This is a genomic window from Ancylomarina subtilis (assembly GCF_004217115.1).
Classification (GTDB): Bacteria; Bacteroidota; Bacteroidia; order Bacteroidales; family Marinifilaceae; genus Ancylomarina; species Ancylomarina subtilis.
On sequence record NZ_SHKN01000001.1, the window covers coordinates 1 to 16023 of the forward strand.

The 16023-nt window shown below is 35.6% G+C and carries 16 protein-coding genes and 1 riboswitch; of the genes, 14 read left to right on the forward strand and 2 right to left on the reverse strand.

The window, feature by feature from the left end; genetic code table 11:
• Positions 1 to 187 precede the first annotated feature (187 nt).
• Positions 188 to 700, forward strand: a complete 513-nt coding sequence (locus EV201_RS00005) for a hypothetical protein (protein WP_130305361.1) — start codon at positions 188 to 190, stop codon at positions 698 to 700.
• A 131-nt stretch (positions 701 to 831) separates the two neighbouring features.
• Here the strand turns inward: EV201_RS00005 and EV201_RS00010 are convergent, their stop codons facing one another.
• Positions 832 to 2361 (reverse strand): IS1182 family transposase, encoded by a 1530-nt coding sequence (locus EV201_RS00010; RefSeq protein WP_207224352.1) that lies wholly within the window; start codon positions 2359 to 2361, stop codon positions 832 to 834.
• Positions 2362 to 2781: 420 nt separating this feature from the next.
• Between EV201_RS00010 and EV201_RS00015 the strand changes: the two genes are divergently transcribed.
• The 13 genes from EV201_RS00015 (at position 2782) to EV201_RS00075 (ending at position 14124) form a co-directional block, all read left to right on the forward strand.
• Complete coding sequence (locus EV201_RS00015; RefSeq protein WP_165389542.1) at positions 2782 to 3765, forward strand: prolyl oligopeptidase family serine peptidase; 984 nt, start codon at positions 2782 to 2784, stop codon at positions 3763 to 3765.
• A 208-nt stretch (positions 3766 to 3973) separates the two neighbouring features.
• The gene (locus EV201_RS00020; RefSeq protein ID WP_130305363.1) at positions 3974 to 4534 is read left to right on the forward strand and encodes a hypothetical protein; all 561 of its coding nucleotides are present in this window, start codon (positions 3974 to 3976) and stop codon (positions 4532 to 4534) included.
• A gap of 276 nt (positions 4535 to 4810) precedes the next feature.
• Entirely contained in the window at positions 4811 to 6412 is a 1602-nt protein-coding gene (locus EV201_RS00025; RefSeq protein ID WP_130305364.1) for a T9SS type A sorting domain-containing protein, read from the forward strand.
• 444 nt (positions 6413 to 6856) lie between these two features.
• Positions 6857 to 7345, forward strand: coding sequence for a Crp/Fnr family transcriptional regulator (locus tag EV201_RS00030; protein WP_207224353.1), 489 nt, complete (start codon positions 6857 to 6859; stop codon positions 7343 to 7345).
• An 87-nt stretch (positions 7346 to 7432) separates the two neighbouring features.
• Entirely contained in the window at positions 7433 to 7855 is a 423-nt protein-coding gene (locus EV201_RS00035; RefSeq protein ID WP_130305365.1) for an SRPBCC domain-containing protein, read from the forward strand.
• Positions 7856 to 8109: 254 nt separating this feature from the next.
• The gene (locus EV201_RS00040) at positions 8110 to 8712 is read left to right on the forward strand and encodes a methyltransferase domain-containing protein (protein WP_130305366.1); all 603 of its coding nucleotides are present in this window, start codon (positions 8110 to 8112) and stop codon (positions 8710 to 8712) included.
• A 277-nt stretch (positions 8713 to 8989) separates the two neighbouring features.
• Positions 8990 to 10015 carry a UDP-glucose 4-epimerase GalE gene (galE, locus tag EV201_RS00045; RefSeq protein WP_130305367.1) on the forward strand — a complete coding sequence of 342 codons (1026 nt, stop codon included), beginning with the start codon at positions 8990 to 8992 and terminating at the stop codon, positions 10013 to 10015.
• 370 nt (positions 10016 to 10385) lie between these two features.
• Positions 10386 to 11012, forward strand: a complete 627-nt coding sequence (locus tag EV201_RS00050; RefSeq protein ID WP_130305368.1) for a hypothetical protein — start codon at positions 10386 to 10388, stop codon at positions 11010 to 11012.
• Positions 11013 to 11156: 144 nt separating this feature from the next.
• A complete protein-coding gene (locus EV201_RS00055; protein ID WP_130305369.1) occupies positions 11157 to 11948 on the forward strand; it encodes a hypothetical protein in 792 nt (263 codons plus the stop codon).
• A gap of 127 nt (positions 11949 to 12075) precedes the next feature.
• Positions 12076 to 12615 carry an NADPH-dependent FMN reductase gene (locus EV201_RS00060; protein ID WP_130305370.1) on the forward strand — a complete coding sequence of 180 codons (540 nt, stop codon included), beginning with the start codon at positions 12076 to 12078 and terminating at the stop codon, positions 12613 to 12615.
• A complete protein-coding gene (locus tag EV201_RS00065) occupies positions 12612 to 12938 on the forward strand; it encodes a 4a-hydroxytetrahydrobiopterin dehydratase (protein WP_130305371.1) in 327 nt (108 codons plus the stop codon). The genes EV201_RS00060 and EV201_RS00065 overlap by 4 nt, the downstream gene beginning before the upstream one ends.
• Before the next feature lie 39 nt (positions 12939 to 12977).
• Positions 12978 to 13310, forward strand: coding sequence for a gamma-glutamylcyclotransferase family protein (locus EV201_RS00070; protein ID WP_130305372.1), 333 nt, complete (start codon positions 12978 to 12980; stop codon positions 13308 to 13310).
• A gap of 25 nt (positions 13311 to 13335) precedes the next feature.
• Positions 13336 to 14124: a PhzF family phenazine biosynthesis protein gene (locus EV201_RS00075; protein ID WP_130305373.1), complete on the forward strand. Its 789-nt coding sequence runs from the start codon at positions 13336 to 13338 to the stop codon at positions 14122 to 14124.
• Positions 14125 to 14217: 93 nt separating this feature from the next.
• Here the strand turns inward: EV201_RS00075 and EV201_RS00080 are convergent, their stop codons facing one another.
• A complete protein-coding gene (locus EV201_RS00080; protein WP_130305374.1) occupies positions 14218 to 15606 on the reverse strand; it encodes a metallophosphoesterase in 1389 nt (462 codons plus the stop codon).
• A 205-nt stretch (positions 15607 to 15811) separates the two neighbouring features.
• Positions 15812 to 16013, forward strand: a riboswitch (cobalamin riboswitch).
• The last annotated feature ends 10 nt before the right edge of the window (positions 16014 to 16023 follow it).

Consider the following 16023-nt stretch of genomic DNA (forward strand, 5'->3'; position numbering starts at 1 on the left):
AATTTAAAACTATAAAAGACAGGCAAGCAAGGCTCAATTAATACCGCACCCCTAACAAAAGCTAAATTGCAGCGGGGGATATATAGTTTGCATAATATCTGCGTTTTATTAACTTTATGTTCGCTTTGATAAGGCGGTCGTTTTATATCCCGCCGACAACTTAGCAAGCCCGTTAGCACACATTAAAATGAAACAATTAATTCTTATACTAATAGTGGTGTCTCTCTCGTCATTGAATTCATATTCTCAGACTAATGTTATTGCTGACAATGATGATAACTTTTATAAGAAAGCATTTAGTGTGTACTTGGATAGTTTGGAAAGTTATTTCGCTCCAATCATAAAATTAGATTCTAAAGAACTTGATTCTGATTGGCACAGATTAAAAATCAAAAAAGATGAAGCAATAACTTATTTCTTAAAAGACACATTCAATAGCTACAAAGTCGAACTTTTTGACAGTGATACTTTAATTTCAATTCTCGATTCACCAGACAAGAAAATCATTTTGACAGAGATTACACCAATTAAGATTAAAAAGGATAAACTAGAAATAGACTTTATTGACTTTGAAGTGAGCTTTGTAAAAGACAGTCTGTCTGAAAGAATTGTGAGTGGTTGTTCTCTTGAATACCGATTTGATTGTGATTTAAATGAGTTTGTTTTATTTGAATCTGCTTTTTGGTTTATTGATGAATAACGTGTGCTAACAAAAGTAAGCGTTGCACATCCCCTTAATATTTTCTATTAAGGGGATATTTATTGTATTTAGCTTTCTATACTTGCGTTTTACGGTGCTGTATTTTATACAAATCAGTTCTAGATCTTAAATTATTTAGGGCTTAAAAGAGATCTAAATAAGCCGATTGTGTTGATTAAAATAGAAAAATAGTTATTTGCCTGATTTGCCATAGTTTCTGCCTTTTTTGTGACAAATTTCAATAGTTTTTTCAGGTTATAAGCCGTAGCTGACATGTGCATCACCTTATTGGCCTGCTGTATTCCTATGGTATTTATTTTACGAAGTCCCATGAATTGGGTGAGTATGCCAAAAACAGGTTCTACCGTTGATTGCCGCTTTCCTTTCATATAGCGGCCTAATTTACTTGCTACTCTCTTATTATTTCGTTCATATTCATTGACGTAGACGGTTATACCAATCTTCTTCTCAAAACCTTTTCCTATGCAATCTTGTTTGATGGGGCAATTTTTACAATCACTTCTTCTGGTTAGGTAATGGTTTTGCAGGGAGTTTTTCACCATTTTTTGTTTACGAAAGGTGACCTTTCTTCCCTGGGGACAAAGCCAGTAGTTTTCTTCCTTACAAAAGGTAAAGCCTTCGGGACCGCCCTTGTAGGTTCCGTGTTTGGGTATATAGCTAATCAAATTTTCTTTTTCTAAAAAGGCATAATTCTCACCGCTGCTGTAACCGGCATCTGCCAGTAGATTCCGCCAAAGCAGACCTTGATCTCTTAGTCTTTGTTTTAAACGTTTAGTGGCATCCTGTAGAATCTGGCTGTCCTTTTGGTCTGCATGATAAGCCTTCACATCCGTGATGACGTGACCTGCTGTATCAACGCTGATGTTGTTATGGTAGTTTAGCTTTCTGGCTTTGCCAGGCTTAACGCTAATCCGGGCATCGGGATCAGTAGGACTGTAGTGGGTTTTATTACTGGTGTATTTAGCTCCCTTATTGCTGGCTCCAGGGCGTTGATCCTGATTTTCCTGCCAGTTCTTGTTACGACTTTTCAGTGCTTGTAATTCCTGTTCACTTGCCGTTATAATTTGTTGTTGTTTAGGCGCTTTATTCCCTTTGGCTTTCCGGTCGGGACGACTTTGATAGCGTACTTTTTGCAGATGAGTTTCAAGTTCCTGTTCAGGAACCTTTAACTCGAGACTATCCATGCTGGCATTGGCTTTTATGGGAGCAGAATCCATGGCCTGGCTGTGTCCGGCCACCATGCCTTTTTCTACACACATGCTTAATACATATGTAAAAACCTGTTCAAATATAGTTTCTGGAAATAATTGTCGTGTACGGCTTACAGTACTGTGCCATGGCAGGTCTTCATCAATATCAAAGCCCAGGAAATAGAGGATGTCCAACCGCATGGAGCAATGCTCGATGAGTTGTCTGTCACTGATAATATTTTCCAGATAGCCAACCAAACAGAGTTTGTAGAAAACGATGGGATCAATACTCTTCTGTCCACATGTACCATAATAGGCATCAGTTTGCTTGTATAAGAACGATAAATCCAAAACCTCTCGTAATCTTCTATAGAAGTTGTTCTTTGGAACTCGTTTAGAGAGTTGGAAACTTGAAAACAATTTCTCTTGATAAACCTTTTTGCCTTGCATTTTTATTTGCAAGTATAAAACATGACAGTTGATTTAGAAAAAATATATTGTTAGATTTATCAACAGTTTATCAAGACTTGTGCAACAGGCACAAAAGCTAAATTTCATGGGCGTTGACGAGCAGTTCGAAAGTTTAGTACAATTAAGAAACACCAGCAAGCCAATCAAATTTGTGCTTGCTCAAAATATAAACAAATTTACTCGGCCTGCTTCTTTAGCGGTTTGATAGGACATTAGTTCTAAATCGCCCACGAAACTTAGCAAGCCCGTTATAGCCCATTATAAATGAAGCAACTAATAACTATATTAATCCTGATTTTGACTTCGATTGGTTTGCAAGCCCAAACGATTGACACATTTTTTTTGCAATATTCAATTTCAAAATACGATACGGTTGTTTACAAAAGAATAATTGAAAAATTGGATAAAAACAATTTGATTCATGTCCAAGATTATTATCCAAACGGACAGGTTCAAATGGATGCAACTTACTCAAATTTCAATAAAAAGGTAAAAGAGGAACTTCAATGTAATTACCGAACAAATACAAAACAAGGAAATTACAAAGAGTGGTCAAAGAATGGACAGCTTATTTACGATGCCAAATATAAAAATGGACTAAGAGACGGATTAGCCGTTTCATGGTACAACACTGGGATTATAGAATCTGAAAAAAACTGGAGTAATGGGCAATTAAATGGTATTTGTAAATATTGGAATGAGAAAGGCAATTTAGAGTATGAAATAACATTCAAAAATGGCATTAATCAATCCCCGGAAACAGTTTTTTACAAATACATTACTTATTTACCAGCCGATTATGCCAATGATTTATCTAAAGAATATCCTTTATTAATTTTTCTTCATGGAGGATCTGCTCGTGGAAAAGATACACTTGATTTATATAGTTCGGGACCATTTGACCAAATTTATAGAGGACGCAATTTCCCTTTTATAGTTGTTGCTCCACAATGTCCAAAACATCTTCGCTGGTCGACTGAAAACTGGTTTGAAAATTTCTATTCTGACTTGATAAAAAAATACAGGATTGATACAAACAGAGTTTATTTAACAGGAGCTAGTCTTGGTGGTTCTGGAACTTGGTATCTCGCAACAAAATATCCTGACAAATTTACTGCAATTGCCCCAATGAGTGGTTTCACCAGACACATGGATTATATTTCTAACAATGTTGAAAACTTAAAAAACATTTCTATTTGGGCTTTTCATGGAGAATCAGACAATGTTGTTCCAGTTGAAGAAACAGATTATTTGATAACCAAACTATCCGAAATAAACAACCAAATCAAATATACAAGAGAAAAAGATGTTGGTCATTCGATTCATTGGTTAGTATATCCTGAAACTGAAATATATGATTGGTTTTTAAAACATGAAAAATAACGGGCTATAACAAATTGTATATGGCAGGCGGGGGACTTAGCGGTCTGACAAGTCAGACCTTGCGCCCACTTTCCTGCGGGTCTGACAGGATTTCTCTTCGAAATCCCGCCCGACCACATACAAGTGACCGTTAGCGGCAATTATGTATACCCATATTTAAAGGGTCTACTTAATCAATTTAATAATTATTAATACAATATTATAAAATATGGAAAATGGGATAAAAGAACTTTGCAATTCTTGCAATAATAAAACAATTGACTTTTCTACTGGCATCCTATGTAAAGTAACAAAAGAAAAACCTGATTACTCTGGTAGGTGTGATAATTATGATGAGAATGCATTCCAATTACGGAAATTTGAAAATGAAAAAGAATATCGAAGTACATTTCATATTCGACAAAAAATCATTGCAATATTCTCTCTTGTGCTTGTTATAGATATTCTTTCAAAACTAATATCATACTATACTGACAATTATTATGACATTACCTATATTTTGATTTACATCATTAGTTTTTCTGTACAAGCAGGATTATTATATGGAACATATTTGGGTTTAGATAAAATTAAATCAGCATTAACATACTTGGCTATATGTGGAATTATAGTAGGTTGTTATATGACTTTCCTTATTGATAATAGCCACAGTTTTTTATTTCACACTATCTATATATCTAAACTACTCTTATATGCATATATAGTAAGGTTACTATTGTTCGATTTTGAGTTTAAGAGATTTTTTGAATATCAACATAAAAATCGCTAACAAAAGCTAAATTTCATGGGCGCTGATGAGCAGTTCGAAAGTTTAGTTCAATTAAGAAACACCAGCAAGCCACCTAGATTTGGTTTGCAAAAAATATAAACAAATATATGTGGCTTGCTTTCGTGCGATTTGAAAGGTCAGTTCTTTTAAATCGCCCAGGAAACTTAGCAAGCCCGTTAGTCAGAATTGCTATAAAACAATAGACTTATACAAAATGATTTTTTTTATAGAAACTTATAACTGAATCGAATATTTCATCTAAAATTCTAACAGAAAATGAAAAAACTAATACTCACTTTAACTACTATAATTAGTTTCAGTCTAATTAGCTTAAGTCAAGAAAGTCATTTATCCCTTATCTATGATTTTAAGGGCAACGATTTTGATTATGCAATAAAGGGAATGGTTGGTACAAATGATTCACTTTATATCATAAATAATACGCCCAATGGACAAGGTAAGTTATTTAGAATTGATGAGAATGGAGATGGGTATGAAGTCATTTGGGAATTTGATGATGTGAATTATGCACCCAACAGTCTTGTGGCAAATGATACAGTGATTTATGGAACTACTAGATTTAGTCCTAAAGGAGGTGGAACACTTTTTAAATATTCCTTAAAATCTTATTCATTCGAATTTATTACAGATTTTGATCCATTTGATGTTCGAGAAGTACAAGTCAAATATGTGACAGATAGTGTTTTGTGGTTAAGTTCTCAATTGTCATTTGTTGATGAGGGCAGCATTTTTACTATTGAAAAAGATGGGACGCAATTAAAAAAAATCTACAATGATACGGATTCTCAGAAGGGACAAAATCCAGTTGATTTTGTTTTCCATGGAGATAGCATTTACATCGCATGCTATAATGGTGGAGGGAATCCATATCCTGATGGCACTGGTTCAACTGTTTTAAGTGGGAGTTTTATACGTATCAAATCGGATGGTACCGGATACGAAAATCTAGTTAAGGGAGGAGATGGAATTGGAACCCAACCTCAATCCTTAATAATTAGGGAAGATAAGTTAATTGGACTTTTTGCTAACTCTGGAAGTAATTCGAAATTAGGGGGTCAGTTATTTCGAAGTGACTTAGATGGCTCTTCAATAGACTCATTAGGTGCACTTAAACATAGGACTCATACTAAAATGATATCCACCGATAGTTTAATCTATGGTATAAGTTCCTTACAAATATTTGGAATAAACCCTTTTGATGGAGAGATCCGGATTTTTGAGGATCTTCAAAGCGAACCTGATTTCGGTTATGATGTTGTTGCAAACCCCGCATTTTTGAACGGGAATATATTTTTAGCCACTCAACAAGGAGGACCCGACTTAGGTGGGACAATTCTTAAATGGACTAACCAAGATCCAGAAGTCAATGATACTAACACTAAGAGTAATCAAACATCAAGTGAGATAGTTTTGAATAATTTGTTTACTGATCCAGAAGGTGATCGTCTTACGTATGACTACGAGTTTGATAGTGATGCACTTAGTGTGAGTGAGTCAAATGGAAGGCTAACATTAATACCTCTTCAGTCGAGTGAAGTTAAAATCAAGATAACAGCTAATGATGGTTGGGGTGGGTACAAATCTGTTACTATAAACTTGGGGCCCGTTCTATCTGTTTTGGATAAAAAAGAAAATCCCAGCAATCTACTTATATACCCTAATCCTACAAACTCTATTTTGAATTTAGGTCTTAAAACAGTAGAATCAGTAGAGATCTTTACGATGGATGGAAAGCTTATCAAGTCCTATAATAACCCTGGAGATAAAATAAATATAAGCTCTTTGAATGATGGTGTCTATTTAGTGAGATGTCTAATTGATGGTGATTTCTATTCTCAAAAAATAATAAAAAATTAAACTGTAGGGGTAGAGTCTTTAGTCTGTAAGAATTATTGCTAAAACTCATCAAAACAGAAGAGTAATTTATATGACATATGGTTAAATATATTCATACCTATATGCTTGGTAATCTAGAAAATAGAGTCTTGGGTGAGAAGGGAAAGTGCCTAACAAAAGCTAAATTTCATGGGCGGTGGCGAGTCGCTTGAGAGTTTAGTTCAATTAATAAAGACCAGCAAGCCATATAAATTGGTTTGCTAAAAATATAAACAAAATTAAGCGGCTTGCTTATTTGGCGGTTTGATAAGATTACTCTTTGAAATCGCCCACGAAACTTAGCAAGACCGTTAGCGGTAATGTAACGATACACTACGAAACATGAATGAACTTGAACAAAATATAAAATCTTATTTTGGAGTTATTTAACAAGACGACTTAAAACGAATAAGTTCGCTATTCAACTTGTCAACAATTCAAAAGGGTGACTTCTTTTTAAAGACAGGAAGAAAGTGCGATAAACTCAGTTTTATTAAATCGGGGTATTTGAGAATTTATAGTATAACAGAAGACAAGGAAGTGACTCAATGGATTTCAACACAAGGATATTTTGTAACGGACCTTTCAAGTTTGTTATTTGGAAACCCTGTCTGCTGGACAATTCAAGCCTTGACAGATTCGGTTCTCTATATCATAAACAGAGAGGATTATAATAAAATCGGAAATTTAGTTCCTCAATGGCACGAACTTGAGAAATTGTTTATTGGAAAATGCTTTTCCATATTAGAAGATAGAATTTTTAGTCATTTATCTATGACAGCGGAGGAAAGGTATGAATACTTCTTTAAGAATAATAGAGACCTCTTTAATCAAGTTCCATTACAGTACATTGCTTCAATGCTTGGAATGACACCAGAAACATTTAGTCGGATTAGAAAGAAGCAACTTTTATGATTTCTTGATTTTTGTCGAGAGCAAAACAATTGGTGTGTGTGATATTTGTATCGTAATTCAAAAACGAAACTTATAAATTTAACCGCAATGGCAAAAGAAATCAAGACAGAAATTCTGATTCATGCAACACCTGATAAAGTCTGGACAATTCTAACAAACTTTGAAAATTATCCAAACTGGAATCCATTTATTAAATCTGTTATTGGAGAAGTGAAAGTTGGAAATAAAATCACAGTAAGAATTGAACCACCTAAAGAAAAAGGAATGACTTTGAAACCCACAGTTTTAATTTATGAAGCAAACAACGAATTGAGATGGATTGGGCGTTTGTTATTTCCAGGACTTTTTGACGGAGAACACAAATTTGAACTCATTGACAATGGAAATGGAACAATAACATTTAGACAAAGTGAAAAGTTTAAAGGTATATTCGTATGGTTTTTGAATGTTGAAAACACTAAAAAAGGGTTTGAAGAAATGAACGGAAAACTAAAAGAATTGTCGGAATAGTGATAAATATAACAAATAAACGTTCGAGTGATGGGAACCCCTGAACATATTTCGAAGAACAGGGGAGCTAACATTCGGTGGGTTGAAGCAAGCGTTATTTGAATTGCGACTTTATGGGGCAATATGATAACAGAATGGCTTGGCTGATGTTAAAATTAAAAAACAAGATTAGGGTGTGTGAGTAGGGGATTGAAAACGTTCTGTATTTTGGTCTTCTATCCGATAAAAATAAGTTTAAATATTGAAATAAAGAGATGTTAAAAGATATTGATCAAGTTATTGGGAATCTCTTAGAGTTTTATGATTTTCGAGATAAAACAATTGTCTCGGTTGGAGCCGGAGGTGGGCAGTTTATAGCTTATGCATGTGAGGCCAAACAGGTTGTTGCAATCGATCATGATAAAAATGCATTGGATGCCTTAAGTGCCAATATCAAGAGGCTGGGTTTGTCCGAAAAATTCAGCTTGATTCATTCCGATTTTACTGATGTTGGGATTAAGGGGGATGTTGTTTTTTTTGAGTTTTGTTTACACGAAATGTCTGAACCGAGACGATCGATTAATCATGCCTTTTTATTGGCTTCAGAGGTCATGATAGCTGATCATCATCCAGAATCGGATTGGGCTTATGTTGCTGATGAAGATGTCAAAGCACAAAACAGTTGGGCAGATGTTGAAGGTTTTTCTCTGAGATATGAGAGTTGTTTTGAGGCAGATCAGTATTTTGAAAATTACGATGAACTATATGAAAAAGTAAATGTTCAGGGAGAGAATTCTATCAGAAGGATAGAAAAGTATAGAGCTTGCGAGCACTTTATTATACCAATGAAGTATCAGTTTGCATTGCTTGAAAGATGAATGAGAAATCAGAAAATATAAACTGCATTTGTTTTAAATGATATTGTTTTTGAAATACACTTTCTCAAGTGAATCAGATTGAAGTTTTTCTAACGATTGCGTATGTTTGAGTCCAGTTTTATCAGACTTATGTTGGAAAGAATTCCATTTTTATAAGAAAAATTTAGAGAAATATTGTTTCTTTGACATACTGTTTTAAGAGGTCTATTGTGTGGTGAAAATAAATAGGGCTGGAATTAAACACTGTTTTAAAAAGAACTCAAAAAAAACATGAAACATGAGTAAACAAATTCTTGTTACCGGTGGTACCGGTTTTATTGGATCGCATACGGTTGTTGAACTACAGAACAATGGTTATGAGGTGGTTATTGTAGATAATCTTTCGAATTCGAAGATTGAAGTATTGGAACAGATTGAGGCAATCACAGGAGTGAGACCTAAATTCGAGGAGTTTGATTTGACGGATAAGCAGAAGGTCAATGATTTCTTTCAAAAGTATACCGACCTGGAGGCTATTATCCATTTTGCCGCTTCGAAAGCAGTTGGTGAATCGGTTGATAAACCATTGATGTATTATAATAACAACCTGAATTCATTGATGAATATCATGGCCTGCATGATTGATTATAAGGTGCCAAATTTGGTGTTCTCATCGTCGTGTACGGTTTATGGTCAGCCTGATAAGTTACCTGTAACGGAGCAAACACCTCGTAAAGAAGCAGAATCACCATACGGGAACACAAAGAGTATCTGCGAAGATATCATTCGTGATACACTGAAGGCTTATCCGGAGTTGAAGGGGATTGCCTTGAGATATTTTAATCCAATTGGGGCACACGAAACAGCAAAGATTGGCGAATTGCCACTTGGAGTGCCCAATAATTTAATCCCTTTCCTAACACAAACCGTGGCCGGTATTCGTCCCGAATTGAGTGTTTTTGGTGATGATTACAATACGCCTGACGGTTCGGCTATTCGTGATTACATTCATGTGGTGGATTTGGCTAAAGCTCATGTTGTGGCTATCGAACGTTTATTGAATGATAAGAACAAGGCCAATTGCGAGTATTTTAATGTAGGAACCGGAAATGGTGTTTCTGTATTGGAGATTATTGAATCCTTCGAAAGAGCAACGGGTGAGAAAGTGCCTCATAAGATTGTCGCACGTCGTGCTGGTGATATTGAGCAGATTTATGCCGATACGACATATGCCAACGAAGAGTTGGGTTGGAAAGCACAAAGTTCCTTAGATGAAACTTTGCTTTCAGCCTGGAAATGGCAAAAGAATATTAGTGAGTCGTAAACTCAATGATAAATAATTTCAACGCCTGTCATTTGTTTGACAGGCGTTTTTATTTTTTTGTTTTGGTATCATAATAAAAATATCTTATTAAATTTATGTGAATTTAATAAGATGAATATGTTCGTTTACTTATCTGTATTAGCCTTGCATCTTTATGTAATTATTGATGCTTTTTCTAATATGAGAGAAAGACAAGGCGTTTTTAGGTTAATATTAGCATTTATACCTCCCATAATTGGTCCACTTGTTTACCTGTTGACGCAAAAAAAGACCGATAGTTTGAATCGGAGACGATCTTATATGCAGGGAAAAAGAAGGTTTTCCTAAACATTTATATTGAGTAAAGCATGATATTTTAATAGAAAGAAAGATGGAAGAAGATAAAACAGCTATTGAAGAACTGAAAGCCTTTGCAAAAAGAACAAATAGAATAATTGATTTTAAGGATGAAACTTATAAAGCAAGTGGAATAAATCCTCGTAATCTGGTTAAACAGCATGTTATAATATCCGGATCGGATAATGATGAAGCTTATTTTGTAAATTATTGCGATATGGCGGGTATAGGAGATCGTGCCATGTATAGTGGTTTCTTTTTTCCAATTGCGTTTCCTGCATCAACACTGATTAAGGTTCGTCAGAAGAATATTCTGGATAAGGTGAATCCATTTTTCAGGAAGAGTGAATTTACAACCCAGTCGAAGCAATTTGATTCTAACGTTTTTATTGAAGAGAATGATGAACGCTCAGCAGGAAAACTGTTTTACAGCCAGAGTACACAGGCTTTAATTCTTGAAATTTTTGATTTGGATCCCAGAATTAAACTTTGTGTTAACCATATTAATGTGGATGTCGTTTCTGAACTGAAAAATAAATCCACATTGGGCGTTTATATAACAGAACAATGGTTACTTGACGAAAAACTTATTGAAAGACTCTACCAACTGATTGAGAAATTAAGAACGAAGCTGCATATTGCACATGAAATTAATTTTTGAAGCAGAGCGCTTGATATTAAGAGAATTCTTAGTGTGTCAGATGCAAAAGAATATACAAAGATGTGGTCGTGAGGCTGCATCTTTTTTTGATTATAGTCTTGATTTTCATAAATTTGATAGACTATGTATCTATATGTTGAAACGATGAAAACTTTTCTCCAAATCTTATTTCTTTTAAGTCTAAACTTATCACTTTTCGCACAAGACTGTTATACTGAGGCCACTCAGGAAAATATAAAGTCGGATTATTGTCAATTATGGCAGGAGAGAACTTTTCAAGGGACAATTGGAGAGGATAATCAACGAATAGAGATTCGTTTTGTTGAGATTGCCAAAGATTCAGAATCTCACTTTAAGTATCATGTCAAGGGGAAATCGAGAGTAAAGAATCATGTTTGCAATTTTCAGGGGACGATGCTCATCGACCAAATTATGCTACTTGATGAAGAAAGACGAGATTGTAATGAGCCAGATCTTTCCGAAGGTATTATCTATGGGACATACGTCCTGAACGAGAGTCCGGATGAAAACCATGCCGGGCAATTTACGGGTGATTTTAAAAGTATGTTTGATCAGTCGCCCTATGGATTTAAACTAAATACGGCCTGGTTTGGTCAGGATGGGTTTAATTCTTTTATGGGAACATGGGAGAGTTACATCAATACGGATTCGGGCTATTGTGCATGGAGTCTTCAAATTCCGCCATCTAAAAAAGAGAATTTGTTTAAACATTACGATGAAGAATTTTATTTGTTCAATTCCAAATATCTGAATAAAGGTTGGAAGACTTATGTGCTTGCGAACCTGAACACATTTTTAAAAGTTCCCAAAAACTTTGAAACAAATGAGACTCGGTCTGAATCAGACTTTATGGAATTCTCAGAAGATGAGATCAGCAAGGCTGTAGAAGCTGAGAATATAGTCTGGTGGAATTAACCTTTTCAATCTGCTTATCAATTAAAACAATATTGATTCGTCATGCCGCAGAAAGATTATTAAATGCCTTTCGCTATCTTTATTGAGAGTCAAAACAAAGACATCATAATTAGAAAAGAGACATTTTATGAGAAAACATATTATAGCATTCGGAGCAAGTAACAGCACAAAATCAATCAACAGAATTTTGGCACAGTATGCATCGAAAGAATTGAAAAATATAGATTTCGAATTATTGGATTTGAATGATTTTGAAATGCCAATTTATAGTGCAGACAGGGAAGATGAGTCCGGTATACCCGACTTGGCACATCAGTTTAAAGCGCTCATTCGAGATGCTGATGGTATCCTTATTTCTTTTGCAGAGCACAATGGAGCTTATTCAGCAGCCTTCAAAAATATATACGACTGGGTATCCAGAATCGAATCGAATGTGTGGGGAGATAAACCGATGCTTTTGATGGCGACCTCGCCGGGAGCCTATGGCGGAAAATCAGTTTTGGCTATAGCTATTGCAAGATACGAGCGTGCTAATACTCAACCGATTTTTAGATTTTCGTTACCTTCTTTTTATGAGAATTTTTCGAATGAAGAGGGAATTAAAGATGCTGAATTATTAAAAGAGTTTAGAATACAACTGAATCATTTTGAAAAAGCATTGTCATGAACCATTTGTCTAAAAAGAAGTGTACGCCTTGTCAGGGTGGAATCCCACCACTTGGCGAAACTGAAATCAATCCATATCTGATTAGACTTGCCAATTGGCAAGTGATTGAACAGCATCATTTATTGAAATCATTTACATTTCCTGATTTTAAATCTGCTTTAGCTTTTGTTAATCAAATTGGCGTACTGGCCGAAGAGGAAAATCACCATCCCAATATTAATTTTACCTGGGGAAAAGTTGAGGTTTCAATCTGGACCCATAAAATTGATGGATTACACGAAAATGATTTTATATTGGCAGCTAAAATAGATCGACTTTTGTAGGAGGTTTTAAATTAACACATATATAATTTTAGGCATAAAATGGTGAAACTATTTTCATACGGCACCCTTCAGTTTGAGAGGGTACAGTTAGATACATTCGGACGAATTTTAACAGGTAAAAAAGACGTGTTAAGAAGCTATACCTTATCAGAAATTAGAATTACTGATCCCAATGTCATAAAATCAAGTGGTACAGATATGCATCCTATGCTTGAATATACAGGAGATGAAAAGGATTTTGTAGAAGGAACAATATTTGAGTTGACTGATAAAGAGTTATTGATGGCCGATAGTTATGAAGTAGATGACTATAAAAGAAGTGAATTGATATTTGCATCAGGCGAATCTGGCTATGCCTACCTAAAGAAATAAGAATTTATCCTTAATAAACGTTACAATGAAATTAGATCTTTATCAGATAGATGCTTTCACGGATGAACTTTTTGCAGGGAATCCGGCCTGCGTGGTTCCCCTTAAAAATTGGTTGCCGGATGAGCTTTTATTTAAAATAGCAAAAGAAAATGCCGTACCCGAAACGGCATTTTTTATTATAAAAGAAGAAAAGGTGCATTTGCGCTGGTTTACTCCTGATGTGGAGATGGATTTATGTGGTCATGCAACTTTGGCAAGTGCTCATGTTTTGAAAGAGATTCTGAAATATCCCAAGGATGAAATCGTTTTTGAAAGCCTTAGTGGAGAATTGAAAGTCAAAGCAGAAAATGGGCTTTATACGCTTGACTTCCCAAGGAGAAAACCCGTTGAAGCGGAATTGCCACAAATTATTGAGGCGGCTTTAAATCTTCAGCCCCAAAAGGTTTTGAAGGCAAGGGATTACGTTTTGGTTTATGAAAATGAATCAGATATTCAGAATATTAAAATAGACAGGCCGATTTTCGATCAAATTAACCTCGATCCGGGTGGTGTTATTGTAACGGCAAAAGGAAATCATTGCGATTTTGTATCCCGCTTTTTTACCCCTCAGGCTTCTATCTTGGAAGATCCGGTAACGGGATCAGCGCATTGTTCATTGACCCCATACTGGAGTGAACAATTGAATAAAAAAGAGATGAATGCTAAACAAATATCAGAGCGGGGAGGGCAGTTGTTTTGTGTCGATTTAGGAGATCGTATTTTGCTTCGTGGGAGAGCTAAAACCTATTCGGTTGGTTCGCTATGGACAGAATGATAGGAGACTTCTCTTTGAAAAAATCATTAAAAACTTAAACGGCCCCAAAGCGTTATCATTCTTTGGGGCTGTTTCTTGAATTAGATGATTTGCTTAGTTTAACAAGGTTTTATTACCATCCTCGGTCAGACTATAGAATTTCCCATCTTCAATCAGCAGGGCTTGGTTGGGGATTGAATCTTCAGCCAGTGGAATGTTAACATCTATGATTCTGCCATTAAAAGAAGCACTAAGTTCATCGTTTTCGGTATGACCAACAACAATTATGGAAACCTTAAGAGCTTTAAGAATAGGAGTTAGTTCCTGCCCGGTGATTTTTTTGTATTGAGATCGATCCATAAAATAGCCACGGTACCAGAATGGACCAAAGCTTTTTAAAATTTGCTGCAGCTTGTCCTGATTATTAGGATTGCTCCCGGAAATCAAATACTGTCTCATCAGTTTGTTTATCTCCTCTGGGCTCATTCTGGAATCGATTTGTTTTTGTGAGATACCCCCATGAACAAAGAGTACATCATTTATTTTGGTCATCGAATTCTTGGATCGCAACCATTCGCCCAATACCGAATTGGGATGAAACAAGGCATTGTAATCCAGCCCTAGATTGTTGCACAGGTTTTTGTACGCACGGGCAATATACCTGTTATCCTTGTTCAGTACCATCAATTCATGATTCCCGAAGCTAATATGCACTTTCCCTCCGGCTTTGTCAGCTTCCTGCTCTAGTTTGTAAATCAGCCAAAGTGCTTCGGTTACTTTCTGACCTCTATCAAAGATATCGCCTACAAAAACAAGATGTCCCTTTCCCCAGCTCCATTTTAGTTGCTTGTCGATCACGCCATGAGCTTGCAGGTTACTTATCATTCTGTCGTACTGACCATGAATATCACCTAAAACAAATATGGGTTCTTGAGTGTTGAATTCCCATTTAGGAGTTTTGGTATTTCTGATAGTGTAGGTCGTCGTGTCCCCATCCCAACCTTTAAATTCGTTTACTCCTCTAGCGATAGTTTTGCCAGTCATGTAAGTCTTACAACTGAGAGAATCGTGTTTTAAATAATAGGCGTAAAGTCCATTCTCAGTCCAATCAACAAAAGGTCCATCGCTTAAATTGGATAAGCCCTTTTTATAAACCACAGCACCATTCTTCAGAAGTAAATGTACGATCTCATCATTATCGGCTTTTATGGCATAATTCAAGGGGGTGTAGCCTTGTGTATCCGTTAGATTGATGTCGCAGCCCTTTTTTATTAAGGCTTTTGCGATTTGTGGTAAAGCGCGTTTGGCTGCCCAGTGAATGGGGGCTAAACCCAATGAGTCTTGCTCATTTAAATTGTTAAGATGATCAATTATCTGAAGTGCACTTTCAGTCTGGCGGTTATCGATGGTTTGAATTAAATCAGATGTGTCTTGGTTTGTTGTGCACGAGATTGTGAATAAGAGGCATGAAAAGAGGAATCCTTTGTAAAGTGTTTTTAACATGTGACGGTTTTTAGTTGGTTGTTTAAGTTTAGTCACTTTAATACATTAAATGTTTAAAAAAGCGCAATGCAAGAATAATGAATCTATTTTATGATCCCTACTGTAGATCGATATTTGATTTCTGAATATTTCATCTTATATGTTTTACATGTTAATATTTTAACAAATATTCATATAACTGTTTTTTATTCTTAAAATATTGTAGTTTTGTCCTGCTGATTTAGGTTTTCAGCCTTCGGGCTGATTAAAGGGAATCCGGTGTGAATCCGGTACTGTCCCCGCAGCTGTAATTCCTGGCCCTTATGGGTGATGCTTATGGAAAATGACCACTGTTTCGTGATATCGGGATGGGAAGGTTTTCATAGGTGGGATAAGTCAGAATACCTGCCTGTTATCAGAAATTAAACATAAAACTTC